This is a genomic window from Halorubrum sp. 2020YC2, assembly GCF_018623055.1.
GTDB lineage: Archaea > Halobacteriota > Halobacteria > Halobacteriales > Haloferacaceae > Halorubrum.
In genome coordinates this window covers 1,970,938-1,996,221 of the sequence record NZ_CP076019.1, presented here as the reverse complement: position 1 = coordinate 1,996,221, position 25,284 = coordinate 1,970,938, and the positions used below count along the sequence as shown (strand labels likewise).

The window sequence follows — 25,284 nt, the reverse complement described above, 5'->3', positions numbered from 1 at the left end:
CGACTGTGTAACTGTCCGTTGGTTGCCAACACACCAAACCGTATCTATCATGATTTACCGTTGATATTATGTCGGGGCCGACGTGTACATGAGATATGGGGCCAAGCCACAACCTCACAGACTACGACCAGCGTCGCGCCAGCTTCGAGTGGGCAGACATCTACGACGAAGCCGACTGGGACGCACCGACCGAACTGAACATCGCCCACGAGACGGTCGATCGCCACGCGACGGAGCGTGATTCCGTTGCGCTGTATCAGGTCGGGACTGACGGCGAGCTCACCACGCTAACGTTCTGGGAGCTTGCCGAGCGATCCAACCAGTTCGCGAACGTCTTAGACGCCCTCGGCGTCGCCGCGGACGACCGAGTCGTCTCGTATCTGCCGCGGATTCCGGAACACTACGTGGCGATGATCGGCACGCTCAAACATGGGGCCGTCTGGGGGAGCGTCAACGAGCGATTCGGTCCCGAAGGGATCGCGTATCGACTCCGCGACTGTGACGCAACCGCGGTGGTCACGACGACAGACAACCGTGACACGATTGCCGCCGCGCTCGCTGATGCGCCAAGCGTCGACCACATCATTACCGTCGACAGGGGTGACGGCGCCCCGCCCACAGATACCCTGTTCAACCCCGCGCTCGATAACGCATCGACAACCTACGAGACGGCTCCAACGACCGGTGAAGACAACGCGCTCCTCTACTACACCTCCGGAACGACCGGCCCGGCAAAAGGCGTGCTCCACCGTCACCGCTGGATCGCCGGCGTTGCGGCCACACAGCGTGACGCGGTCGACCTTCAGGCAGGCGATCTCTACTGGAGTACGGGGGATCTCGGGTGGTTGACTGGCGCGATAAACACGCTTGGAGCGTGGTTTTGGGGGACTGCGCTGTTCACTTATGAAGGCGAGTTCGACCCCGAAACGTGGGCGGGGCTACTCGACACGTACCCGATTACAGTATTGTTCTCAGTACCGACGGCCTACCGGATGCTACGAGAACACGAATCCGTCCTCGACGGCGTCGAACTCGACCTCCGGCATGCCCTGTCGATCGGAGAGCCACTCAGCGCCGGCGTCGTTGAGTGGGGTGAAGCGACGCTTGGCGTAACAGTACTCGATACTTATGGACAGACAGAGACGGGGAACATGATCGTCAACAACTACCCGACGATGGAGGTACGCCCCGGCTCGATGGGAAAACCACTCCCCGGTATCGAGGCCGAAGTCGTCGACCCGGACACCGGTGAAGTACTCGACTCCGGTGAGACCGGTGAGATCGCCCAACGGGGTGACTACCCCTGTTTCTTCGCGGAGTACTGGGACAAACCCGAGAAGACAGCTTCGTGCTTTGTGGATGGCCCCGACGGCGAGTGGTACCTCTCTGGGGATCTCGCCCATAAAGACGACGACGGCTACTTCTGGTTCGAGGGCCGGGCCGATGATATTATCCTCTCTGCGGGATATCGCATTGGTCCCTTTGAGGTCGAAAGCTCACTTGGTGAACACGACGCGGTGGCCGAGGCGGCAGTCGTCCCGAAGCCGCATCCAGAGCGAGGTAACATCGTGAAAGCGTATATCGTCCCGAGTGAGGATGCGGTCCCCTCCGATGAACTCGAAGACGAGATCAAATCTCACGTTAAAACGGAACTCTCGGCCCACGAGTATCCCCGTGAACTGGAGTTCCGCGAGGAACTGCCCAAGACGGTGACCGGAAAAATCCGCCGCACGGAACTCCAAGACGACGCTGAAGCTGACGCTGAAGCGTAGCGGAGTCTACAGGCGGAGCGGGCGGAGTGCCTCGGGGCTAGACCCCGAGGCGGTCCACAAAGTGTGTCGTGGAAGCAGGAAGCCCCACCCTCAACGAGCGAACGGCGTCAGCCGTGAGTGAGTAGGGGCGGAAGTCACAGCTTCCTTATCGTAGAGACTGTTGCGAAAAGTGTGAACAGCCCACCAAGTACAATCGCTATGACGGGCGCGTTCGACGTCTCATTTTTTAGAAACGCATCTCCCGGCTCGTCTGGAGAAACGTATGCGATCGTCTGTGCCCCTTGTTCGTACTCTTCAATGGCCGATTCAGCTCCCGACTGCGTTTCGTAGTTCTGTTCGATGTCTGCTGGATATATCTTCGTCCCGGTATATTCGGTCCCATTGTACGTGTACTCAAACGCAACGACCGGTTCGAAATTCGCACCCGGGCTTGATGACGTTCCGCTGTCCGCCTCGATGTCGAGTTCTGTGATAGTCGCGTCGACTTCGACTGACTCTCGAACTGCCTCCGTCTGTTGAACGTAATCGTATCCCCCGTAGCTGATGATCGCAATTCCAACGAGGATGTACAGGACTGCGCCTTTGAGCGTATCAGGGCCATTAATATTCACACCTGAACTATCGCCCATGTATCAATCACCTCGAAGCCGCTTGTGATCGAGTGGTTGTCGGGTGTTTATCGGGGGTTCTGTTGACTGCCGACCGACCCGTTTACGCCACGGAGAACTGTGTCCCAAGCGAAGCAGCGGGAGCCGCCGTATGCGTCGTTCGAGTATCCGACGGTACTGTTGGAGGGCTGAACACATCGCTCGATACTTGTACAGTTGGCAACTAAAACCCTCGCGTTAAGTTTGACGTGGATTGTGGTAGACGGCGAAGGCTTTGAGCCAGTTTTGAGCTGTCTCTAACGCGACATTGCTGAAACTATTCGCAAACGATGGTGTTCGTCGTTCTATCTCCTAAAAGACACGTTCGATGGCGTTCCGATTTCCATGTCGAATGACTTGAGATCGATAGCCGTCTTCAGCGAGTACTGATCCGAGATAGTCTGCGTCATCGACGAGAAATTCCACGCTATCGAGCTGATAGCGCCGGTGAAGCTCGGTGAGAAACCATCGCGTCGTCTGTTTATTTGCGGTCGGATAGAGACTCACGTGAAGGATCTCGTTCGTCTGCGGATCAACCGCGCCGTACAGCCAGAACTTCTGGCCGTGGAGGCGGATCATCTTTTCGTCAACCGCGATTTGATCCTCGGAGACGGTCGAGATCGGCTGTAGTTCGGCCTTATGAACCCAGTTATGGATCGCGACGTGACTCCGCTTGATCCCAAACAGCTCAAGATGCTTACTTACCTCTCGCAATGACATACCGGCCAAGTGACAGCGGATCCCTACTTCAATCGCCCATCGCGGCGTTCGATCTCGCTCCACAAACGACAAGTCGATCCACGCGATACGTTCGCTGAGGCGCTCGGTTTCGGCCATAGACACTCTGAAGTCGAGCGCCTCATCCTCTAACTTAACGCGACGTGGCAACGTTCCCAAAAATATAAATACGAAAAACGGTGCTCCGAGTCCCAGACGTCACGCCGTCACCGACCGCGCCAACGCTCCGAGCCCCGCCAGGTGGGCTACCGTGACGCCGAGGACGGTTACCGCGTCCGAGAGCGAAAGCAGCGGTGTCAGGGCGAAACTTATCGCGTACGGTACCACAGCGATACACACGACGCCAACTGCCAGCAACAGCATCGTCCGGCTCTCGTTGCGACGGTGGCCGTCATATGCGAGATATCCGACGTACGCCCCGAGGCAGGCGGTCGCAATCCCGCCCGCGGTCGCGATCACGGACAATGTCATCGGTATACCACCCCGAGGATGATGAGCAGCCCACAGAACTTGCTCGCCGTCACCAGAATTCTGCGCTCAGTCCCTGTCACCGATTCGATGTTGCCGAATGCTAATCGCAGGAACATCGGGAGCGGAGCCAACAACAGCAGCCCGACCGTGAGATACAACAGCGGGCGCCGGCGCGTCCGCAGGTAGCCGCGCGCGAAGCGGTACGTGACAAACACCGCCAGTACGACGGAAAGGAAGAACGCGGCAATCGTGACGGCCGCTAACGCGGCGTTGTCACCGACGACTTCCACTTGTAAGGGAAGCGCCGACTGTTTGGCCACGGCGAGTCGTGCCGCGGTGAGACGAAACAGTATCATCCGGAGAGTTCTTCGTACAGTCTGGTCAGTCGGTCGGCGGCCGTTTCGTCGACGTACTCGACGTTGACTTCGAACCCGGATGCGGTCAGGTCGATCGAGACGTGATCGAGGCGTGCCGCGTACACCTCGTGGGGGCCCTCGTTCGGATCGATTTCTTGGACACTCTCGACGAGCTTCTGCTGTTGGAGCCGTTCGAGCCGTCGATAAACCGTCGCCTCTGACGCGTCGCAAGCCTCACAGAGCGCACTCGCCGAGCGCGTTTCTTCATACGTCTCGATGAGGATCCGTCTGGCGTACTCGTCGTCAAGCAACGAGTACACTTCGGGGGCATCGGCCACCGGCTCGGGGACCATCCGCCGGTGGGTCATTTGGACGCAACTTAACAGTCCCGACGCGTCTTTTCGCTTTCTCTCTCTGCTCCGTCGAAACCTTCTACGACGTAGATTTATCCGGGGACTCGGCAGGACCGTAGGCGGTTGGATCGGTACTGATTCCGATAATAGTTCGACGACTGCGGCTACTGCCTGAAGCTCCTCGGACCGAGTGGAAATCCCTCAAAAACGTCGAAATAACGCGGCGTCGTCGTGACCTCAGGTAGACCGTCGTTCTGCGTTTATACAAGCGAGAGACCGTCTCGGAAGCCGCGGTTATTAAACGCTGTAGTGAGTATCGACACCACGTGACGGCCGATATGTACGTCGACCGGCCGCGGGTGCTGCTCGTTGACGATGAGAAAGAGGTCGCCGACGCGTACGCCCTCCGGCTGGACGCAGTGGCTGACGTTACGGTTACTTACAGCGGTCCCGAGGCATTGTCCGCGGTCGACGAGTCCGACCCGCCGGACGTAATCCTCCTCGATCGGCACATGCCGGATCGATCCGGTGACGACATCCTCCGTGAGTTACGAGAGTACGACATTCACACCCGGGTTATCATGGTGACCGCCATCGACCCGGGGTTGGAACTTCTTGAGCTTCCGTTCGACGACTACCTCTGTAAACCAGTTGACCGCGACGATATCAGGGCCGCCGTTGACCAGCAGTGTCAGGTCCTCGCATACGAACTTCTCGGTCGATACTTCGGAGTCGAATCGAAGCGAGCGGTTATCGCCGCCGAGTTGCCACAGGACCGGCTTGAGAACCACGACCAGTTCTCGTCGCTCGACGAGCAGGCCAGCAGTTTGCGGGACCGCATCTGTCGCCTTCTCCCCGACGCGGACGACCTGTTAGACCGATTCACTGGTATTGATCGCGAGGGCTACTGACACCTGCCCAGAAGCGTGGCCGGGGCTGGCTGTCGACGCGCCGTGTCTCGCGACTGTAGCGATCACGGTGGCCTCTCTCGCTTCGGCAGACACCTAACAGAAGCTGATTTCAAACCGCGCACCGCCGTCGTCCGCAGCTGTGAGCGTCAGATCCCAGTCGTGCGCTTCGACGATTCGGTCGACGATCGCTAGGCCAAGGCCGGTCCCCCCGCTCTGCGTGGAATATCCGGGGGTGAAGACGATGTCACGCTTCGCGGACGGGATACCGGGCCCGTCGTCTGCGATATAAAATCCACCCTCGACTGGGTGAACTGCCACGGTCGTGCTCCCCCTTGTCTGCCCGTCTCGACCGTCTGAACGGCCTTCAGTCGGTGACTCTGTCGCTTGCCCGGTCCCTGTTTCGTCGGTCGCGACGCCGTGTTCGACGCTATTTCGGAACAGGTTTTCAAACAGCCGCTGGAGGCGATCGGGATCCGCGGTGACAGTCGGCAGCGACTCCGAAACTGTCAGTTCGACCTGTTCGGTATCGATCGACTCCCACGCGTCTCTCGCAGCGGTCTCGATCGCGACCTCCTCTGTGGGCTGAACGACGGCCTCGTCGCGCGTTAGTGTTAGGACGTCACGGATGATCCGTTCCATCCGATCGTGTGCGTCTGCGACCGACTCGAAGTGCCCGGGGTCACCGGTCTCCTCTGCTGCCCGGAGATGGGCCTTCGCGACGTCGAGCGGGTTCCGGAGGTCGTGGCTGATAACGCTGCTCACCTGGTCAACGCCCGGGGGGCTCCCTTCGTCGGGACACTCGCGAAGGTCGGCAAACACGATGTACCCGGTGTCGCCGTCCGACGGGATGACACGAGCGAAAAACGGGCCTCGGTTGCCGTATCCGTCCAGACGAACGCCGATCCGGTCGCCTCGGACGAGGTGCGAGACTGGTCCCAGGTCGCCGGTCGTATCGCAGCTGTTGAACCGGTCAAATATCGTCGACACGCGTCTCCCCACCGGCCCCTGTTCGAACTGCTGCTCGAAGGCGTCGTTCGCGGCGGTCACGCGGGCGTCGTCACCGTCGACGGTGTATGCGAGCGCGGGGTCCGGAAACTCCCGTAACGGAATCGCTGTGTGACGATCATCACTCATCGGTTGCTCACCTCTCTAACCGACACCGTTTCCGAGCCCGTTCCACCGTGCGAGTACGGCCGATAACCGATCGGACCACCGCCCGACACAAGCCATATCGCCACGTTTGCCCGGAGCCATGTTTAACATTATTTTTCCCTTCTACGCCAGAAACACTCCTGTCCGTCCCATTTCCCTGTGTGTAATGACTTCCTGGTCGTTGAACTCCGGCTACGCGCTCCGAGCAGCGCGTTTCAATATCTGTGGCGTGACAAGAAAGTCGGCGGCGGCAACACCCAACATCGCTAATCTGAGCGTCTGATCTTCGATGACGAGGACCGCGATAGCTACGATGATAGTGGCCGTCATAGCGGGCATCCCCCACCGGACGACCGGACTTCGGAATATGTTCGCTGATTGTGACATACCAAATCATTAGTATGGACTAATATATTGATACTGGCGTGTTTCCGGGACAGATACTCTCCGACGGGCATACCGGTTTATCAACTAACCTCCTGTCATGCGACATCAGGAAGCGGGAATCACACTTTGGATGATCGCCTCACTCGTTTTGGGTGCGGTGATCCTCTCTCCGACCAGTGGCGCTGCTCTCTCTTTTTTTACCACGATCATACTGTGGGTGCTCATCGAGTCAAAATCTGGTACTGACAGAGGATTGTAAGGCAACCGGTGTTCGTAGTTATCTTCCTGTCCATCAACTTACCACTCGAAAATACCACCACTAACAGGTTGATCGAAGCGTAATAGTACACTATCCGTGGTCAGCCTCGCTTCCGAACTGGCGGGTCGCTTGCTGGTCCCCGTACTCGCCGGACTCACGTGCATCGCCGCCGGAGTCGCAGCACTGCGACGGCGAGGGTCGACAGCGAGTGCATACGCCGACTTGGCGGTTCCGTTTGGTGGTATGGCGCTGCTATTCGGTGCTTCTGGATTCGTCTACGCTGGCGTGCTCGTATTAGAATCGATCGGCGTCCAGTTGGTCGACTCCGCAGCAGACCGCACTATGGGTCTGCTACTTCCTACTATCGTCCTCCCGTGGACGGTGTTCGCGCTTCGATACGTGGGCCGCGGAACGCTGGTAACACGTCGCCGCATCGTCGTCGCCGCCGGACTCGTTCTCTGTGTTGTCGGGCTCGAGTCCATCGCGCTGTATAACCCGTTCAACTTCGCTACGGAGCAGCGACAACTCCTGAGCGTCACCTCGTCTGTCCTCGTCTTGGCGGTCTTAGCGCTCGCCTTTGCCGCGATGTGGTTAGTGCTGTCAACGTCACGCCGTCACGATCGGTTCACCTGGCGAGACGGACTGGTCGCCGTCGCGCCAGTCGCTATCCCGCTGTTGGTGTTCCAAACGACCCGCCCCTCTACTCCGTGGCTCAATGATATCTTGACTAGAACGGGGTTGGGATTGGTGGCCGTCGTGATCTGGTTCAGCGTGTTCCGGCATTCCATTCTCTCAGATCGCCCCGGAACCGGCACGCTCGGAGAACGGGCGGCGGTGAACAGAATGGACGAAGCGGTGTTCGTGGTTGATCGCGACGGGCGGGTTGCTCGCGTCAACCCGGCGGCTGAAGATCACTTCGGCGCTATCGACGCGGGCGTCCAGATGAGCGAGGTGACTGACGTTGGCGTAGCAGCACTCACAGAACGCGAGACGGTTCGGTGTCAAACCGCGAACGGACAGCGCCAATTTGACCCCCGCGTCACCGAGCTTCGAAACGACCGTGACGAACTCCTCGGTCTCACTATCACGTTGTTCGACGTGACCGACAGGGAAATCCGACGGCAACGCCTTCAAGTTCTCAACCGGGTCCTTCGACACAATCTCCGCAACCGACTTGACGTCATCAAAGCCCACGCCGAGGAGACGCAGAACGCTCCGATTGTCCAGAACGCCGACCAACTTCACCAACTCAGTACCGAGGCTCGCCGGCTCGAGACGCTCATGCAGCGCTCCGGCCCAGACCAGACGGAAGCGCAGCTTCAGGAGGTCGTCAACGATGCCGTCGCTGACGTGACCGACTCCAGTGCCGAGGCTGAAACGAGCGTCAACCTCCCTACCGTGAGCCTCGACGCCGATCCACATCTGTGCCGGTACGCGATCGAACAACTCGTCGAGAACGCGATCGAACACGGCGACGGAACGCCGCCACGCGTCGAAATCACCGGATCGCGAGACGAGACCGGCGTCGAAGTGGTTATCGCAGACGGCGGTCCCGGTATCCCGCGAACCGAACTCGACGTCATCGAATCCGGTACCGAGGAGGACCTCGCTCACGCGAGCAGCTTCGGACTGTGGGGCGCGAACTGGGCGATCCAGACCGTCGGCGGGACGTTGGACTTCGAGCCGAGTCACCTCGGTGGCACGGCTGCAGTCATCGAGTTTCCAAGCTGAGCGTGAACTCGTCTGGCCCGTACCGCGACGTATCTCTCCGAGTTCGTTGGGACTAGCGCTACCCCAATCCGTCCTCTCCGGCGATGACGAGTCCGGCCGTGAGAACTGAGCTTGCCACCGCGATGAGTGCCGTGCGAAGCGAACGGAGGCGTGATCGAAGTGCGGCCTGCTCGTCCGTCATACAACTTGTCACTTCGAGTTCGACATCACTGTTCCCCGACTGACCGGAGTGACACGTCTGGAACTTCCCCCCGCGTTACTCGAACCCACAACACAATCGCCGCGACGAGTACGGCGGCCGGAAGAAGTAACATGACGATGAGGTCGGCACTGAGATCGAACGGTCGGGTGAGCCGAAACGCTGCCGGATACCCGCTCTCCGGTTGCCCGAACACGACCGTCGTCCAGAGGTTCGTCGAGAAGTGGATACCGACTGGAAGCGCGAGGCTGTCGGTGAGCACGTACGCGAGACCGAAATACAGCCCTCCGACCACCGCCTGTATGGCGGCGACCGACGTGGAGAGTCCCGTCGCGCCAGCGTTCAGATGAAGGACTCCGAACACGAGGGCCGATACGGCGACCGCGCTCCCCGTCGCAGTCGACCTCGAAATCCGGCGAGCCGTCAGCCCGACGACGAGCTCACGGATCAGGACGCCTCGAAAGAGAAAGTCCTCCCACAGCCCGACAATGACGAACCCAGCGGCCGTCGCTCCGATCGCGAGTCCGACGGTCACGGGGTCGTTGAAAACCCCCATCGACCACGAACTAACGATCCGCCCGCTCCCCGTCGCGAGGATCGCGGTCGTCGAAAGAGCCTGAAACAGAACGCCGATTACGGCACCGCCGGCGAAGTCACCGAGCCAACGCCGGCCCAGAGAGAGCCCGTACGTCGCGGGACCGGTTCCGAACGCGTAAGATAAGACGAGTACCGCCGCTGCGACCCCACAGAGCATCGGAAGTTGATTCGGAAGGTTAGTTAACACGTCCGGCGATGGGAGTTGAGCGAACACCAGTCCCACGGCGGCCAGTGTCGCGACAAATGTCACCGCTGTTATCACTACTCGTGTGACCGCGCCGCCGATCGACGTCTCTCCTCCCATACGACCGACCGAACTCAAGCGTGTGCTCATGTGATCAGAGTAAGCGTTTCTGTCGTTGCTAGCAACTCAGACTGATCGTCGCCTCGATGTCCCCGCCGTCGAGCGACACGGAGAGGTGTTGCGCGGAGGCGCTAAACTGCTCTCGGTGGTGGCCGTCGGGCGCAACGTAACACTCGCTCGTGACCAGTCCGGCGTCTTGAAGCTCGTTGAGACGCCGGTACGCCGTCGGTCGAGAAACGTCGGCCGCCTGTGCGACCGCACGCCCGCCGCGAGGCTGCTCAGAGACCGCCTCGAACACTCGCCGGGTGTACTCATCGCCGAAGAGGTCGAGCAGCTCTTCCGTCGATAGCTCGTCGGTCGGTTCCTCAGTCTGGTCGTCGCGCGACTTGTGTCGAACTGCCATGTGGCTACGATGATGGAGAACGCCCTTGGTGGAGTATGCTCAGTATTCAGAGTCTCCTCAGCGAGGGTATCTAACTATACAGACTCCCCCCGCGTGAGCGCAAACGGCTCAGATCGATCGGATGTGGCACGGCGCATCGTGGACCCTATCCACTACTGTTGTCGTGTTCGTCGTAGAACGCGTTCAACAGCTTTCGCTGACTCGCCCGAAGATGGTGGAGAAGCGTCGATCCGGTGATCCCGAGCGACGTTGCGACCTCCTCGGCAGTGCTTCCACGCGGGGACGTGAAGTAGTCCGCGAGATAGGCCGTCCGCAAGACGGTCGCCTGTCTGTCAGTGAGCCGCTCGTACAAATCGTTTCGTAATTCTCGCGTGGTCGTCGGCGATCGAGTCGTATCCTGCCGCGCGAGAACGGGCGCCGGGCCGTCCTCACCGAGCACATTCGCTAGCCGACGCACGTTCGCGTCCGGCGATAGCTCGACGGTGAGTCGGCTGTCGTCGCCGTCGAATACCGCCGTCCGTACCGTCGCACCACGGTCGACCGCCGCAACGAGCGGGGCTGTCTCGCCTAGTGTCACCTGGATGCGGCCGTGGTCCGCGTCCGATTGACGAATCATTCGACCATCCCGGGCGCTCGGAAGCGCTTCGAAGGTCTTGCGGACGTCGTCCGGATCGGCTCCCGACACCGACAAGAAACACGTGAGCCCGGTGTCGCTCGGCGTTACGGTCCCGTCCAGCGCGAGTTCCGCGTCGCAGGTGTCGCTCACGCGTACCAGCGGTGAGTTCTCTGTGAGCCCGAACGTCACCTCCGTGACGGTGTCCGCGAACAACAGTTTCCGGTTCTGTGTCGCGTTGATAGCGTATCCGGCCAGTTCGCCGAGCGTCTCGAAACTGGACTGTACGTGGTCGCTGAACGCGGCTTCGGTTCCTGCGTACACACCGACGACGCCGTAGACGCTGGAGCCGTACACCAGCGGGAGCGCGAACACCGATTGGACGCCGTCCGCAAACCCGGCGGCACGAACCGCTCTCGGGACCGACGTGTTCTCGCTTAGCGACTGAACCAGCGTCGGGCGCTGCCGTTCGACCGCTCGCCGTTCCGGGGTAGCCCGTCCACTCTCCACCGCCTCGCGGACCGCCGGGAACAGTTCTCCCCGCTCACCCGCAACGCCGCTGATAACGAGCTCGTCACCGTCGACGGCGTACTCACCGGTCCACGCGAACCGATACTGGTCGGACGTCCCCAGTTGCTCCCGGATCGTCTCTATAATTGCGTCTTGAGACGTGGCTCCGACGAGCCCCTCAAGCACGTCGGCGATCAGCGTATCGACCATCTCGGCCCGCTCAGACTCCGCACGAAGCCGTTCGATCGTCTGCTCGTTGGTCCGTTTCTCAGTGACATCGGTGACGTAGAGGGTCGTCGCATCTTCACCGGGAACGACAGACACCGACAGCCAGCGGTCGAGCTCCGGATAGTACTCTTCGAACGCCACATCGGACACCGACCCCTCCAACGCCTGCGGGAGTGAACGCTCGACCGACCGGGGAAACACGTCTGTAATCGGGTCACCCGCTGGCGCATCGGCCGTCAGGACGTCGGCCGCGGAGTCGTTCCACGCGCGTACCGTGCCGTCTTGGACGGTGATCACACCGATCGGCGCTTCCGCGAGGCGATGTTCCATCTTCATTCAGCTGGGGACTTCGCCGTTCGATCTGACATTTCCGTCAACCAGTATATACGTGTCGTCCGATCCCCCTCTGTCTACCGTGCCCGATGCGGCTTAGTACGGAGAAATCCGTTTAGCCTCTGAAACGCCCGCTTAGATGCGATTGAGGTATCTGACGCTCAGAACGTATTCGCTCGGGAGCCGTCACCGGCGGTCGTCCCGATCCGGACTGGACTCCGCGCGTGCTACGCTCGTGCGAATCTCACGAGTCGTTCGCAGCACCGACCGCCACTGCGTCGTTGATCCCGGTATCGTCCTGTCTTCTCCGACAATCTGTCCTCTGAGCGTGGCCTGGACCGTTTCAGGGTCGTCGACTCTCCGAAGGTCGAGGTCGTGACCTCCGGCGACTTCGACGGTGACCGTCCCATATCCGAACGTGGACCCGGTCAGCGACTGCGTGAACGCCGTGTTCTGGATCTTCGCAACGCCGACCCGTCTGACACTCCGTCCGAAGACGCCTTCTCTCGCCCACAGCGCTCGCGTCGTCAACACGAAACGCGTCCGCCTCACTCTGAGCACGCTCCACGCAGCGACCACCCCACCGGGAACGACACCTGCCAGTAGCCGGCCATCGGTGGTGAGCGCACCGGCAACGGCCAGCACACAGACGAGCGCGCCAACGGCGATGCCCGGGAAAGCGGCTGAGATCCGAGGCGTTCCTCGCCACACGACGCGCTCGCCGTCGCGTTGAAACCACCACTCCTCACTCATCGGCGTCTACCGCCCCAGTCTTCGAGGGGGTCTCGTCAGGCACGGCGTCGGTCTCGCGGTGCGCGTCGTCGCCTTCGGCTACCGCCTGCCGAATCGCCCGCAGTTCGACGAGGATCTCGTCGAGAACATCCTCCTTCTCGGAGTCGCCCTCCCCTTTCTGTCGGGTATCGACCTCCCTCGCGATCAGTTCTTGGACCGACGCCGGATCCGGGATACTTCGAAACTGGAGCTCAATTCCTGCCCCACCAGCCGTACTGATATCAACAGAGCCGTAGCCAAACGACGAGCCGAGCGCGGACTGTGAGTACGAGATGTTCTGAATCTTGTCGAAGCCAATCTGCTGGACGTCCCGGGAGAGGACGCCCCGTTTGCTATAGAGGCCGCGGTTCGTCACGACGTAGTTCGTGTTCGTGTACTGGAGGTAGGATGCGACGAGAATTGGTATCCCAACGAGAACGATGGAAAGCGGAATCCCGACGAGAAATGCGGGCACGATGCTATACCTGTGCGGAGTACTCGCCCACTGAATCGATTCACCGTCCTCAAGCGTGAGCCAGTCGAGGTCCATCTCGGCTGGGTCCGTGGAATCCTCTGGTGAAGCGTCTTGGAGGGCCGTGTCAGCCATAGCAGGCATTACCTGACCGACATAAAAAACTGTAGGGGTCCTGCTCTTAGCGGTAGGACGAACCCGACAGCACTCTCCAGGCCGAGCAGGCCGAGTGTCTGGGGGCTTGACCCCGAGGCGGCTCACTCGGTTTGGTTTGCTTGACCGAAGTCCGAGAACGATTCTCCGACCCGGACAGCGATCGGTTCGCTCTCCTCACCGGAACCAATGGAGATCGCGATCATTTCCTCCTCAGTATCGCTGATCTGTACCTGCTGACTGACCTGTGACACACCACCAACCTGGGTGTCTGTCAGTTCCATCTCAACCTGATAGCTCCCTGTACCGGTCCAGACATCCGCGTACGCAACGATATTGCTGTCGCCGTCGGACTCTGTCGAGGGCACATCGAAATCAGTATCGAGGACGGTCTCACCATCGGGATCTGTTACCCCGATGGTTCCGCTGACCTCCTGACTGAGTTGGTTGAGGATGTTTACCTGCTCGAACACTTGATCTCCGATCGCGTTTAGTACCGTTGAACAGCCGGCCAGCGACGCAAGAACGGCACTACCGCCGATTGCGAGGGCCCGACGTCTCGTAACGGGGTCGAATTTCGAACTCATGACTGAAGGGCATGTCAATTCACGTGGTGACCGTTTCTAAACCCACGTCTACTGTCTCTGAGTGTGAAACCCTGAGAGAGATTTCAACAGGGGACTGTCCGTCTCGTCTACCGTTGACCATTTCTGATTATGAAACGCTGGAGAAGAGATTTACTTAGCATGTCGCTCTTCAGTAGGAGATTGTTGATACTGCCGAGATGCCGCTGTCGAGTCGAAGAGGACAAGGACACCGCGTCAGCGGTGTCCGATACGAATGATTCCGCTAGATGTGTTTGGGTCGGAATTGGTCGCAGCGGACCTGCTCCAACAGGTTCGCTGGCGTGACGGCGTTTCCTGTCCTTGCTGCCGTTCTGACCGAACGGTCAGAAACGGCAGCTACGGGCACTTTCAGCGGTATCTCTGTAAGGATTGCGGCCGCACGTTCAACGATAAGACCGGCACAATCTTCGCTCACTCGAAGATCGCACTCCGCAAGTGGCTGTTTTTCGATCTACGCGTTTTTGCGGTTTAACACCAGCCTCAGGCAGTTACAGTGCGAAATCGAAGTCACCTACAAAACGATTCACAGGCGTGTCGAGCGCTTCGCCGAAGCGCTCGACGCGCCGTCACTTGATCTCCGTGGCCCGGTCGAAATTGACGAGTTCTACGTCTCTGCCGGTTTGAAACGCCGCGAGCGCGACCGCTGGTCGCGCTCCCGCGGCCTCGCTCGACGCGGGCGCGGAACGTATGAACAGGACAAACCGCCCGTGTTCGTCCTCGTGGATCGTAGCACCGATCAGCGGTACGTTGTACCGGCGAAATCCACAGATGAATCGACGATTCGGCTCCTGCTGGCTGACCGCCAGCAGGAGCCTCTCACCGTCTATACCGACGGATTTAGCGCGTACGATCCGCTTGGAGAAGACGACCAATTCGACCGCGAATACGTCGTTCACGGAGATGGTGAGTACGCCGATGACGCAGTCCACGTCAACACATGCGAGAGCCACGCGTCGCTGGCGCGACGGTGGCTCTCGCCGCATCGAGGCATCTCAAAAGACCGCCTCACACAGTATTTCCGAGCGTTCCAACTCAGACGAGAACTCTATCGCAAACCCGGACGAGAAGCGCTCAAACACGCCGTCAAAGCAACTCTCTGAAATCAACAATGTGCTACACAAGAGCGTAGCATGTTATATCACGGTGTATGACGACCGACAGTTCCGATACGGAGTCGAATATGGGCGGCCCTCGTGACGAAGCCAGCTTCAAAGAGGGCTCACTCCCGGAGCGGAGTTATCAGTGGCTCTCGTCAAACGGACTCTATGTCGAGGCAGGGATAGCAATTACCGCATTGGCCGCTGGAGTGGTCGCTCTCCCTTTCGTCACGTTTGGAGCGTTTACCGCAATCGGTGGTGAGACATCGATACTCTCTGCCGGGTTAATTATCGTAGCCGCGTTCGTCGGTTTGTTACTTCTCCTGACGGTCGTATTGCTGATCCACGGCTATGTAGAAATGCGCCATCGGGGACTACTCTTTGCCAACGGTACAGAGACACCATCACTCGTATATCGAGGCACACGACTTGTGGAGACCCTCATCGCTGGAACGTTTCTTCTTAGCTTACTCACGGTTCTTGTGACTGTTATCCTAACCGAGACGGTTCCGTCTCTGATTCTCTTTGTCACGGTGTCTACCGGGCTGTTGTTACCGGCTCTCCTGATTCTTCACGCGTTCGGCGTCGTTTCCGTGTCCGTTTTCAATCTAATGTGATAGCTTATTCGCAGTTCTTCGGGCGGGCGAAAGCCAGTTTCGTCCTGTTCAGATCGAAATGCCTCAACATGATGGTCCACGACGTCCGCAGACACGATCCCACTACATGGCTACGGCATTTCAGGAGTAGCGGTCGGTTGTACTCTCCGAGCGCCGACCACGGTGAAGTCGGTACGGCTCGTCACGAACGGGACCTGAGCAGTTCACCGGCACGCTCGGGGTCCAGAACGAATGCGATTGACGCCCTCGGTTCCTGAGCGGACTCGCTGTCCCTGGAGCTTGGAATCCGATCGAAAAACACCGTACCAGCGTTCAGCCAGAGTGGGCTTCCGAACAACCCACGCTCGACCGAGACGTTCCGGACACCGTCGTATGACGCCGACCACTGTGGTCGTCCGAGGTATCGGTCGTACGCCACCACTTTGGACTCGTAAAATTCGTATTCGACGCCCCCGAGCGCCAACAGCAGATGTACCGCGCTTATCATCGAGAGGCCTCCAACGAGACCGAAGAAAATCGCAGCCAAGCTCGCGGACACGACGATAGAACCGTTCAACAGGGCAAAAACGGCGACAACAATCAACCCCGCTATACCCACCCGTATCGTGAGCTGTCTCCAGTGGCCGAAGCGGTTATCGACGACGCCACCAGTCGTCATCGCGTTCACCACTCCTGCGGCGAGGATAGACGCGCGAACCGGCGCCATCGTCTCGCGCGGTTCTCCGTCCGGGATCGACGGCTGAGACGGAGCGGATACGTTCTCTTCCGGTTCGGAGTCCGACCACCCTTGGGATATCGCTTCATCGTTGAGGTCGGACGTCGAGTCCGACCGCCAGCCGTCGGGTCGAGCGCGCGCCGCGTACCAACCGTACGCGAGCCGAGACACGATTAGCACGGACGCGGAAACCATCATTCCAGCGCGTGTTATCTCCAAGCCCTCGCTGGAAAGGGTCGTAAGCGTCCACCGCGAGACAAGCCATAACACCCCACCGTAAACAGCGAATATCAGTACCCGCTTCCGGGGGACGACCGCGGAGGCGGAGGTGGTCTCGTGGCCTTCTGAGGCCACGTATGCCCGCAGCGCCAGCCACGATTTCGTCGCTGCCGCGACGAGACCCCCACCGAGTAAAAGCGGTGTAGCCGGCGAGCGCCACAGCTCTCCGGGTACATTGACAGCGGCGACGTACGCCGTTGTGCTCGCTGAAAAAACAAGTATGAATACGGCTCCCCAGACCGCCGGAATGTTTCGGAGGTGAATTCCCGGGAGGCGATCGGTAACGGTGATCGATCCGCGCTTGTGGGCTAGAAGCCGGAACGGACGTTGAAAAAGAGTCGACCGACGATCCGTTTCGGGCTGCGAGAGCAACTGTTGTACCGTTGTCCGGAGGGTCAAAAAGAGAAGATCAATCCAGTACAAGACGGCGACGGCTAGCAGTGAGAGGTGTCCGTACAGGAGGACGAGCACTGCGGCGACGGCCTCGACGCAAACCGACCCGAAGAGTATCCTGCGGTCCCCGATCAGGCGCATGGGTGCCGTGATCCGAAATACTCGATGTCGCGTACAGGCCCGCTTTGGTGGGTGACGTGTGAGTCAAGCGCAACGCGCGATGCCGGTCCAAACAAGAAGCGAGTGGCGGTATCGTTACCCGAACGCACACCGACAGACACGTCTGCGGTGGAAGGGATCTGTACACCAGCAACGGGGGCCCGAAACGGTGTCGCGGTACTATACAGCCAGCCGAGGGTGACTGACGCTACCGGTGACGTGTACGCGTCTCGCACGGACAGCGACAAGTCGACGGCATGGAATAACTGTCGGGGCCGTGTTTCGCGGCCCGAAACACGGGCTCGTCCGACTGATACGTAGCGACCGGAAGCCCACCCCCTCAGGGCTGAGAGGGCGGTAGAGCCGCATCAACGTCGTCGGTAACGTCCGAGACGAGACTCGTGTCGACGGTCGCTCGAAGCGCTTCGAAACCTCGCGAGCCTCATCGCGGTCTGTTTGGTCAGTTGCCCCAGTTGCGATCCACATCTTACTTGCTTCTCGTCAGAGACGCCGCGACGATCGCGAAGAGTGCATCCGCCAATAAGCCGCCCTACAGCATCGCGCACGGCGATGCTGTCCGTGGAATCGTCGGGGCGTGTGCGAACCGGGCGGACGCGTCTGGGGCGACGAGCAGGCCGCCTTGGCCGAACTGGGGCAAGCGATCGGGGACGAATTCGAGTTCATGGAAGCCCAAGATAACCGGTGTCAATAGCGTCTCAGTCGATCGTCGGGCCCCTTTGGGGCCCCTCGTCGGCCCGACCCACGCGAGCGGGAGCAGTACCTCGTAGTTCACTACCCACATCGACGCATGGCTGACGGCCGTCACGGCGAGGTTGCCGGTCCGTTCGTACGCAACCCCCCAGACGACGCCGCCAATTCCGGTATTGAGGAACGCAAGGACTGCACTGTCAACGCCTCCAAACAGCGCCGGTAACGCGTGTATGAGCCCGAACGCCACGGTACCGACAAACACCGTTCCGACGGCCCCGACGTGCGGTCGAACGTGTCCTTGGATAATCCCACGGTACAGCAGTTCTTCCATCGGAGCCGCGAATAGGAACAGCCAGCCGATCACCAGCGCCCAGGCGACCGGTTGCTCCGCTAGGACGACCCCGACGTCAAGCAGACCAGCCGACCCTGTGTGTGGCTCCGAACTCACGCCGAGGAGCGACTCCGCGACGAGCGTAACCGGTCCAGTCGCCGCGATCAGGATCGGTGAAACGAGTATCCAACCGACATCCTCTGGCGTCGGTCGCCGAATCCGGACATACTGTCGCAGGTCGTCCGTAAGCGCGAGAAACACCATCCCGACGGCGGCGAATCCGGCTTGGATTCCCCCGCCGAGCGCCTCTCCGAGCGGTGTCCCGGCGACCCCGATAGCGCCCTTCAGCGTCCCGAACCCAACCACCCCGATCAGCCCGGCGACCAAGCCGCCGACTCCGAGTCCGATCGCCACGATAACCGCCCGAGCGGTCGCGTGGTCCGGGCGTTCGCCTGGCGTCCCCGGATCACAGAACATGTTCATCGATCGACCTCCAACCGTCCGGTCCTGTCACGCTGTTCCGCTCGTCTAATCCGACTACTGCCCCCCTCGCCCGGTTCGTCGGCGTCGGGTGTGCCGCCTGTGGCTGACGACTGTCGCCCAGCCCTCCGCTTGGCCGTTGAGTCGTTTCTCCTCCGAGCCACATTCAGTCGTGCGCTCCTTCGCGTGACGGCCGGTGTCGAATGGCGACATTAAGCGTCCCGTGGGGTTCCGAAGGTAGTAAGCTACGGCCACCGTTACGCGCCGTGAAACACCTCTGTACACCCGTCTAGCGTCGTTTCGAACCGCGGTACACCCGTCCCCCTAGGTCACCGCAGTCGACCCGTTGGATCGGAGTTCAGTTACCGTCGGGGCCGACGGACTCGGAGAGTAACCGGCGCCGGCGGTTCTCCATACGAGGCCGCGACTCCACGAATTGAGAGCAGTACGTCTGTTCGTGAGGGGCTGTACGAGGAAGACTCAGTATGAGGCGGACAGGACGGCTGGATGGGGTGGAGGGCCGTCCTTCCAGCGGGGGCGATTCGTGGAGCGTCGCGGGGGAGTGGATGAGCATCCCATCCGTGGGGAGGGAGGGAGCGATGGGAGAGGCTCAACAGCCGGATATTTGCTTGAGACCGCCTCCGGTCGGCGGCTGATTACGTGTTATCCCGGGGATAGTATCAAGCCCGTAGCAGCGTTTCATCGGGAGAAACACGGAGCGGGCGATCCGGCTCGGATTCTTACAACAATCTGGTAAGACGGTCAGAACGCGTTTGTTTCTACTACTCAACGTATTCAAAGCCTGGTATTTCAATAGAGCGGCTCTGTTGAAATCCTATTCTTCAGATATATTTTCGCCTGAAACAGCCGGTCAATGAGAGCCGTATGTGTTGCGCAGTGAGAAATACGTCGAAATTAACATTCAGCAGTCTAAACAATCGCCGATATGTCGAAGCTGTCTCTGATAAGTATAATACTGGGGATTGTGCTGCTCGGAGTTGCTGGATACATGGCGTACTCTCAGCAACAAAGCCTCTCGTCCGGGGTGCAGACTGAAGCCACGGTAGAGAGCAAAGAAGTCACCATGGATTCCTCAAAAAGGGGGGACAGGTACACCCCTCACGTCACTTACAGCTACACGTACAACGGAACCCGATACACTTCCGACAACATCAGCCCGGGAATAGGAACAAAAGCGTCCGACACAAGGACTGCCGCGGAAGACAGAATTGACCAGTACAATGTCGGAGAGACAACCACGGCCTATGTCGTACAAGGCTCGCCCTCGAAATCGTATCTTAAGAAAACGAGTAGCCCTCTACCACTTATATTCGGCATCTTAGGCCTATTCCTGATCGGAAGACCAGTCTACAAATCCGTCGCTTCTTAACTTCGAACCGCTCCGTTAGGGTGATGTCCTTCCGCTTGGTTGCTGAACCACTACTTTCTATTCTGGTTCGATGTCTCGCACGTGATAAGTTCCAACACACCTCCGTGAAACGCCGAGTTTCAGATAGTGAAACGCGTCGACACAATGTATCAAATCGACACGAGATGGATCTAGCGTGACACTCAACATTGGTTCATCGCTTGCTGGAGGAATCAGCCGTGTCGCGAATCGCAACGGCTTGCTGTTGATGGTCGCATATCTGCTGATCGGGGCTGCGTGGCAGATTCCATTCTATAGTGCTGTCGTCACGTGGCTTGAGCAGTCAGGTACGCCGACAGAGAACGTAGCGCTCCCGGCAATCGACGCCCCGCTTGCCGTTTCCGTGAGCGCAGCCATCCTCATGTTGCTCGGGCTTCAATGGCTCACGGTTGTCACGATCCGAACGTTTGTCGGCGGTCATACGCGGGCAATTCCGTCAGAGTACTACACGCGAAACATTGTGCCGGTCCTGCTAAACTCACTCGTTGGTGGGCTCATATACGGGGTGCTCATGTTCGTCGGATCACTACTCTTTGTTATTCCCGGGATCATCGCGTACGTCGCGTTCATCTTCATGATCGTGTATGTCGCGGTAGAAGACAAGAACTTCATCGCCGGGTTTCGAGATAGCTGGCAACTAACGCGCGGCCATTGGCTGCGACTGTTCGGATTATTATTAGTAGTTGTCGCTGGGATTGGGCTCATCTCAGGTGTGTTAACAGCTATGACCTCGTTAGTGGTCGGTGCCATTGCCGGGGAAGGAATAGGAGTCCTGCTGTCAGGTGTTGCCGGACTCCCGTTTTCGCTACTTATCCTCGCGATCCTGGCAGAAGCATTCACCCAACTGCGAGAGAGTCAACAACCGATGGTGACTCCGTAGGTTGTACTGACGCAATTGTAGTGGAACGGTTACTTGTTAAGGTTCACCAGAGCTACACTCTTCAATTGAAACTCACTTCAAAATCGTCCGTCTGAGGATCTAAGCTTCCTATCCACGCTCGAATAAATCCTATTGGGACCAAATACAGTAGCAATACAGGCAATGAGCTGCGGTCGCTATCGATTGTGAAAGCGATACCGCCCAAAACCAACGTTAGGGGGGCGGGTACGGACACCAACAGCAGGAACGATTCGGTGAGCGGAGCGCACACAAACGCCATCCGACCTGTCGGTGACTTCTCTCTGTAGGATTGGTCCACAATGAAATACCGCCAGACACGGCTCAGTTGAAACAGAACGATGCCAGCAATCGCAAGGCCGACCGACATGGGCCGGTCCGAACCGAGAATGTATCCGGAGCCGACGGAGCGCATAATGACGCAAATTACGGAGAATCAAGGAGAAAGCCCCGTGCTTTAGCGCGGGGATGAATCCGACACGCTTCCACATCAACCGCGACCACCGCTTCGGTCGGCTGTTTTACATAATCGATTGTCGTACTGACAGCTAGCCGAGGCGGTCTGCCCGCCCAGTTAATCGGACAATATCGGGAGTCCCCGATTCCACGCAGAAAATACCCTTTCTGCTGTGGATCCCGAGGCGCAGTCAACAGAAGTATCTCTGAATCCCACCGAGATAGGAGCAACGCTTGGTTGGCACAGCCAGTAGCCGCCTTCCAAGGCCGCTACAAACCGTAACCATTCCAACCCAGCGGGACGGTGCCGTGGGAACCCTCGCGCTTCAGCGCGGGGAGGATGTCAATAATCATCTTACTCACCGTATTCGGAGCTGTGGTTACCATTCGATTACCGACACTGTCGGTCGCTAGTGTAAGACGGAGAATCTGCGACTTCGGGGGCCTTCATCTCGTCGAATTATACGGCGAACGTGTAACTCTTTGAGGATTTCAACAGAGCCAATAGAGCGTATATGCCAACGTATGAAGGGCGAACAGCGCGAATCGTTGGATTTCTGTGGTGCTCTGCTTTTGTGGCGATTTATTCGATAATGTCGATTACGCTAATTGTGAGAATCGAGATATTCTCCCGTAGTTTTCAAAACGCCGTCGTCCGGGTCACACCGTGGCTCCGAACGAACCCAACCAGAGTAGTGAACTCGACGATGGTAATAGCCGTGCTGTTCGCAGTACTGGGTCTCGCCTACGCGTTGTCTGGACTCGGGAGGGCTCCTGCCGTTTCAGACTACTCAATCACGATCAACGTGCCCCTCGAGGGCTATTTCACCGATAGTGACTGAATCAGGTCCATAACGGGATAGTGAATATCACCGCGTTGAACGTTCCGTGGACGAGCGCGGGCCCGAGGAGGGTATCGGTCCGGTGATACACCCAGCCAAAGATACCGCCCATCAGCGAGTAGTAGGCCGCCATATGAGCGACACCGATCGCCGGTGGTGATAGGAGCAGGACAGGGTACACGTGAAACAGCGCAAAGACGAGTCCGGCGACCCCGATCGCGCTCCGTGGACGGAGCGCAGATCGGAGCCGACCTTGGACAACCCCACGAAAGAAGAACTCCTCGACGGGGCCGATCACAGTTAGCGACAGAATCACAGCGAGGAGAAGCCCGATCCCAGTCGGCGTATTCAGATTGGTATACTCCATGTAGCCAGGCGAGAGTTCGATAGCCGGGATAAGAACGTCAGTAACTGCGAGTGAGATAAATGCCGTCACGAAACTCGCAACCAGTCCGAGAAAAACGAGAGGAGCGGTCGTCCGATCGGGTACCTGAACCCCCAGCCGAAACGCGCTACGAGATCGGAGATAGCTCAGTCCAACGAGTAAAAACGAGAGTTCAGTCCCGACGGTCCCCGCGATGAAGGTCGCTGTTCCACCTGCGTCTGAACCGATTACCGTCACCACGACGAGCGAAGCCGCCAAATTGAGGACTATCGTTACTGAGACGATGAGTGCGAGAAACACTCCCGTGCGAGCGATACCGGTTTCGTCGTCGAGTCGGTCCTGAAACGTCGTCAGGGTGGAGGGTAATTCAACCACACCCTCAGACAGTTCGTAGTGAGTTGTAAGTGTTATCTGGATAACCGTTAAGTTGAATCAGCGACAGGTCAGATCATATCACATACCGCAACACGAGTGAACGCACCGATGTCTAACACCGACTCAGTTCGCGAAGCGAGACACGCGGCCTTGACCGACGAAACGCGGATTCGGATTCTGCTCACACTCGCTGACCAGTACGAGGAGGCGTGGTCCTCAGCGTGGCCGACGTTTTCCGAGTTACGTGACCAAGTCGGCGTCGAGGATACCAGTCGGTTCAGCTATCACCTGTCTGAGCTTCAAGAGACATTTATCAGGAAGGTCGATGGGCAGTATCAGCCTCGGGTGGCCGCTCTTGAAATCGCAAGCGCAATCCGCGCCGGTAGTTACGACAAAGAAGCCGATGACGAAGAAGTAGCGACCGACCGACAGGAGACCGAGTATGACTGTCCATACTGCGAACGAAACCTGATCGCAGCCTACCGGGACCATCGGCTATCCATCGGCTGTCCGGACCACGGTGCCGCGGTCGCCTATCCGGCGCCACCACAGGCAGCGGAAACGCGAACGTTACAGGAGATTATCGACGCTTCACTGCGGAAGCACGCGTGTGACGTCCGGTTACTACGCGATGGAATCTGTCCTCACTGCTGGGGCGAAGCAGGCTTGTCGTTTCCTCGCGATTCTGTTCCCGAGGCGTATCTCTACGACGACGTGCCGTACGGAACGGCGTCATGTGAGGCCTGTTGGGTGTCATACCCGATTCCGATCGCACACACGGTCCTCGGCCACCACGCCGTCGAGACGTTGTACGCCGAGCAGGGGCTCGGCTCGCGCGACGCTCAGATCGGACCGCACGACTTAGCGAAAGTCAGCGACGTCTGCCTTGCCGAAGGCGAGACGCCGGCAGCACGAGTCACGGTCAGGTTCGACGATGAAGCGCTTGCTGTCGACCTCAACGAGGGCTGTGCCGTTCTCGATTCGCGACGGTTGTGACGTATCGCCGCGACCGGGACCGCCGAAACGACTTCTCCACACGAAGAGCCGTTATGGGGGCAGGGTCAAACACCTCCAGGACGGGGAACGTCGGTTAACGACTAGAGACCGAAGCGTGCGTGTCATGTGACGACGGTATCGCCCTGAACCGAGAGCGCTTCATCGCGGTACCGATTCGCCGTTAGCCGTTGTGGGACGCGTCGTCGTCCGAACAGCCGATTCGAGGTGTACGTAACATCGACGGTAGTGTATTCGCCGTGTTGCTAACCGTCGACGTGTACGTCGCCCACGGTTGGTCGTTAACGGTGACGTCTGACTCACTCACAGACTCGTCGGCCGCTGCCGAACTCGTCTCGGTTTGGACAGTCACGTCGGCCGATCGGAGTCCGAACAGGCACGAAACGGAGTACATCGCCGCGTCATCTTCCGTGGAGACCTCATCAGCTACACCCTACTGAACTGCGAGGACCGGCGGTACCGACCCAGCAAAAACGTCAATGACAGTGTCGAGGCCGTCACTAGTTCGAAGTCGGAACGTCCCATCTGACCGAAGAACGGGAAACCGGACACCAACAAGGACGATGACTGCGACGAGAGCACCCGGGAGCAATGACGCTACGAGATACGTGCTGAGGAATATCGACACCGCGAGGACGACCACAAGCGCGCTGAGTGAACGTTCGCGCCTGAGATAGCGTTGTGCCACATCGACCGCTTTCTGTGAGTACTCGAGACTCGTGGCGGGCATCGTGGAAACCATTCATCACAGGAAATACTGATCCTTGTGTCCTGACACAACTCCTCAACATCTGGAGAGGTTGAAATAGCGAATACGGAATTAAGAAGAAGCAGGCGGACGGAACAATCAGCGCTGCTGGTAACTGTCGAACCGCCCAACGACACGGTGAGTAATCGACATGATAGACGACATCTTTGAGTTCATTTTTCAGATGCTGCTGGAGTTAGTCCCCAACGCAGTATGGAAGGTTCTACTGGCTGTAATCGGAACCGTGATGGCGGCGGTTGGGACGACGGTAATTACAGACTCAACGCGAACAGGCGCCGCGTTATTGCTCGTCGGTGCGGTCCTGTCCGTCGGTTCTCTCGTCTCGCTGTATCGATCACGCTGATTTTT

The 25,284-nt window shown here is 58.9% G+C and carries 23 protein-coding genes and 2 pseudogenes; 10 read left to right on the top strand and 15 right to left on the bottom strand.

Annotated elements, in window-relative coordinates; translation table 11 throughout:
- Positions 1-95: 95 nt before the first annotated feature.
- Positions 96-1,772 (top strand): AMP-binding protein, encoded by a 1,677-nt coding sequence (locus KI388_RS09970; protein WP_215086489.1) that lies wholly within the window; start codon positions 96-98, stop codon positions 1,770-1,772.
- Positions 1,773-1,906: 134 nt separating this feature from the next.
- Here the strand turns inward: KI388_RS09970 and KI388_RS09965 are convergent, their stop codons facing one another.
- The 5 genes and pseudogenes from KI388_RS09965 to KI388_RS09945 all read right to left on the bottom strand — a co-directional run bounded on the left by KI388_RS09965 (position 1,907) and on the right by KI388_RS09945 (position 4,337).
- Positions 1,907-2,401: a DUF3592 domain-containing protein gene (locus tag KI388_RS09965; protein WP_215086488.1), complete on the bottom strand. Its 495-nt coding sequence runs from the start codon at positions 2,399-2,401 to the stop codon at positions 1,907-1,909.
- A gap of 216 nt (positions 2,402-2,617) precedes the next feature.
- Positions 2,618-3,256 (bottom strand): annotated as a pseudogene (locus KI388_RS09960) (IS6 family transposase).
- A 99-nt stretch (positions 3,257-3,355) separates the two neighbouring features.
- Positions 3,356-3,628: a hypothetical protein gene (locus KI388_RS09955; protein WP_215086487.1), complete on the bottom strand. Its 273-nt coding sequence runs from the start codon at positions 3,626-3,628 to the stop codon at positions 3,356-3,358.
- Positions 3,625-3,948, bottom strand: coding sequence for a hypothetical protein (locus tag KI388_RS09950; protein ID WP_251133135.1), 324 nt, complete (start codon positions 3,946-3,948; stop codon positions 3,625-3,627). The genes KI388_RS09955 and KI388_RS09950 overlap by 4 nt, the downstream gene beginning before the upstream one ends.
- A gap of 32 nt (positions 3,949-3,980) precedes the next feature.
- Entirely contained in the window at positions 3,981-4,337 is a 357-nt protein-coding gene (locus KI388_RS09945; RefSeq protein ID WP_215086486.1) for a winged helix-turn-helix domain-containing protein, read from the bottom strand.
- Between the two features lie 338 nt (positions 4,338-4,675).
- Here KI388_RS09945 and KI388_RS09940 point away from each other — a divergent pair, with 338 nt between their 5' ends.
- Positions 4,676-5,248, top strand: a complete 573-nt coding sequence (locus tag KI388_RS09940) for a response regulator (RefSeq protein WP_215086485.1) — start codon at positions 4,676-4,678, stop codon at positions 5,246-5,248.
- Between the two features lie 93 nt (positions 5,249-5,341).
- Here KI388_RS09940 and KI388_RS09935 read toward each other — a convergent pair whose 3' ends face one another.
- Positions 5,342-6,382, bottom strand: a complete 1,041-nt coding sequence (locus KI388_RS09935) for a HAMP domain-containing sensor histidine kinase (RefSeq protein ID WP_215086484.1) — start codon at positions 6,380-6,382, stop codon at positions 5,342-5,344.
- Positions 6,383-7,289: 907 nt separating this feature from the next.
- Here KI388_RS09935 and KI388_RS09930 point away from each other — a divergent pair.
- Positions 7,290-8,777: a PAS domain-containing sensor histidine kinase gene (locus KI388_RS09930; protein ID WP_215086483.1), complete on the top strand. Its 1,488-nt coding sequence runs from the start codon at positions 7,290-7,292 to the stop codon at positions 8,775-8,777.
- Between the two features lie 206 nt (positions 8,778-8,983).
- On the opposite strand, the gene KI388_RS09925 is transcribed toward KI388_RS09930, so the two are convergent.
- The 6 genes from KI388_RS09925 to KI388_RS09900 form a co-directional block, all read right to left on the bottom strand.
- Positions 8,984-9,877, bottom strand: coding sequence for a type II CAAX endopeptidase family protein (locus KI388_RS09925; protein WP_215086482.1), 894 nt, complete (start codon positions 9,875-9,877; stop codon positions 8,984-8,986).
- 58 nt (positions 9,878-9,935) lie between these two features.
- A complete protein-coding gene (locus tag KI388_RS09920) occupies positions 9,936-10,280 on the bottom strand; it encodes a winged helix-turn-helix domain-containing protein (protein ID WP_215086481.1) in 345 nt (114 codons plus the stop codon).
- A gap of 145 nt (positions 10,281-10,425) precedes the next feature.
- Positions 10,426-11,967, bottom strand: a complete 1,542-nt coding sequence (locus KI388_RS09915; protein ID WP_215086480.1) for a bacterio-opsin activator domain-containing protein — start codon at positions 11,965-11,967, stop codon at positions 10,426-10,428.
- A 183-nt stretch (positions 11,968-12,150) separates the two neighbouring features.
- On the bottom strand, positions 12,151-12,717 hold the full coding sequence (locus KI388_RS09910; RefSeq protein ID WP_215086479.1) for a PH domain-containing protein: 567 nt from the start codon (positions 12,715-12,717) through the stop codon (positions 12,151-12,153).
- The gene (locus KI388_RS09905) at positions 12,710-13,342 is read right to left on the bottom strand and encodes a PH domain-containing protein (protein WP_215086478.1); all 633 of its coding nucleotides are present in this window, start codon (positions 13,340-13,342) and stop codon (positions 12,710-12,712) included. Before KI388_RS09905 ends, KI388_RS09910 begins: the two co-directional genes overlap by 8 nt.
- 122 nt (positions 13,343-13,464) lie before the next feature.
- The gene (locus tag KI388_RS09900; protein WP_215086477.1) at positions 13,465-13,947 is read right to left on the bottom strand and encodes a hypothetical protein; all 483 of its coding nucleotides are present in this window, start codon (positions 13,945-13,947) and stop codon (positions 13,465-13,467) included.
- Positions 13,948-14,200: 253 nt separating this feature from the next.
- Here KI388_RS09900 and KI388_RS09895 point away from each other — a divergent pair.
- Together KI388_RS09895 and KI388_RS09890 are read left to right on the top strand one after the other, a co-directional pair.
- Positions 14,201-15,086 (top strand): annotated as a pseudogene (locus tag KI388_RS09895) (IS1595 family transposase).
- A gap of 47 nt (positions 15,087-15,133) precedes the next feature.
- Positions 15,134-15,700 carry a hypothetical protein gene (locus KI388_RS09890; RefSeq protein WP_215086476.1) on the top strand — a complete coding sequence of 189 codons (567 nt, stop codon included), beginning with the start codon at positions 15,134-15,136 and terminating at the stop codon, positions 15,698-15,700.
- A 181-nt stretch (positions 15,701-15,881) separates the two neighbouring features.
- On the opposite strand, the gene KI388_RS09885 is transcribed toward KI388_RS09890, so the two are convergent.
- The gene (locus KI388_RS09885; RefSeq protein WP_215086475.1) at positions 15,882-17,228 is read right to left on the bottom strand and encodes a hypothetical protein; all 1,347 of its coding nucleotides are present in this window, start codon (positions 17,226-17,228) and stop codon (positions 15,882-15,884) included.
- Positions 17,229-17,796: 568 nt separating this feature from the next.
- Positions 17,797-18,771 carry a CPBP family intramembrane glutamic endopeptidase gene (locus KI388_RS09880; RefSeq protein WP_215086474.1) on the bottom strand — a complete coding sequence of 325 codons (975 nt, stop codon included), beginning with the start codon at positions 18,769-18,771 and terminating at the stop codon, positions 17,797-17,799.
- A gap of 943 nt (positions 18,772-19,714) precedes the next feature.
- Here KI388_RS09880 and KI388_RS09875 point away from each other — a divergent pair.
- The 3 genes from KI388_RS09875 to KI388_RS09865 all read left to right on the top strand — a co-directional run bounded on the left by KI388_RS09875 (position 19,715) and on the right by KI388_RS09865 (position 22,393).
- Complete coding sequence (locus KI388_RS09875; RefSeq protein ID WP_215086473.1) at positions 19,715-20,158, top strand: DUF3592 domain-containing protein; 444 nt, start codon at positions 19,715-19,717, stop codon at positions 20,156-20,158.
- Positions 20,159-20,333: 175 nt separating this feature from the next.
- Complete coding sequence (locus KI388_RS09870; RefSeq protein WP_251133134.1) at positions 20,334-21,077, top strand: hypothetical protein; 744 nt, start codon at positions 20,334-20,336, stop codon at positions 21,075-21,077.
- Between the two features lie 1,085 nt (positions 21,078-22,162).
- On the top strand, positions 22,163-22,393 hold the full coding sequence (locus tag KI388_RS09865) for a hypothetical protein (RefSeq protein ID WP_215086472.1): 231 nt from the start codon (positions 22,163-22,165) through the stop codon (positions 22,391-22,393).
- A gap of 1 nt (position 22,394) precedes the next feature.
- Here the strand turns inward: KI388_RS09865 and KI388_RS09860 are convergent, their stop codons facing one another.
- Positions 22,395-23,153, bottom strand: coding sequence for a CPBP family intramembrane glutamic endopeptidase (locus KI388_RS09860; protein ID WP_215086471.1), 759 nt, complete (start codon positions 23,151-23,153; stop codon positions 22,395-22,397).
- Between the two features lie 108 nt (positions 23,154-23,261).
- Between KI388_RS09860 and KI388_RS09855 the strand changes: the two genes are divergently transcribed.
- Together KI388_RS09855 and KI388_RS09850 are read left to right on the top strand one after the other, a co-directional pair.
- Entirely contained in the window at positions 23,262-24,149 is an 888-nt protein-coding gene (locus tag KI388_RS09855; protein WP_215086470.1) for an ArsR family transcriptional regulator, read from the top strand.
- 917 nt (positions 24,150-25,066) lie between these two features.
- Entirely contained in the window at positions 25,067-25,279 is a 213-nt protein-coding gene (locus KI388_RS09850; protein WP_215086469.1) for a hypothetical protein, read from the top strand.
- Positions 25,280-25,284 lie beyond the last annotated feature (5 nt).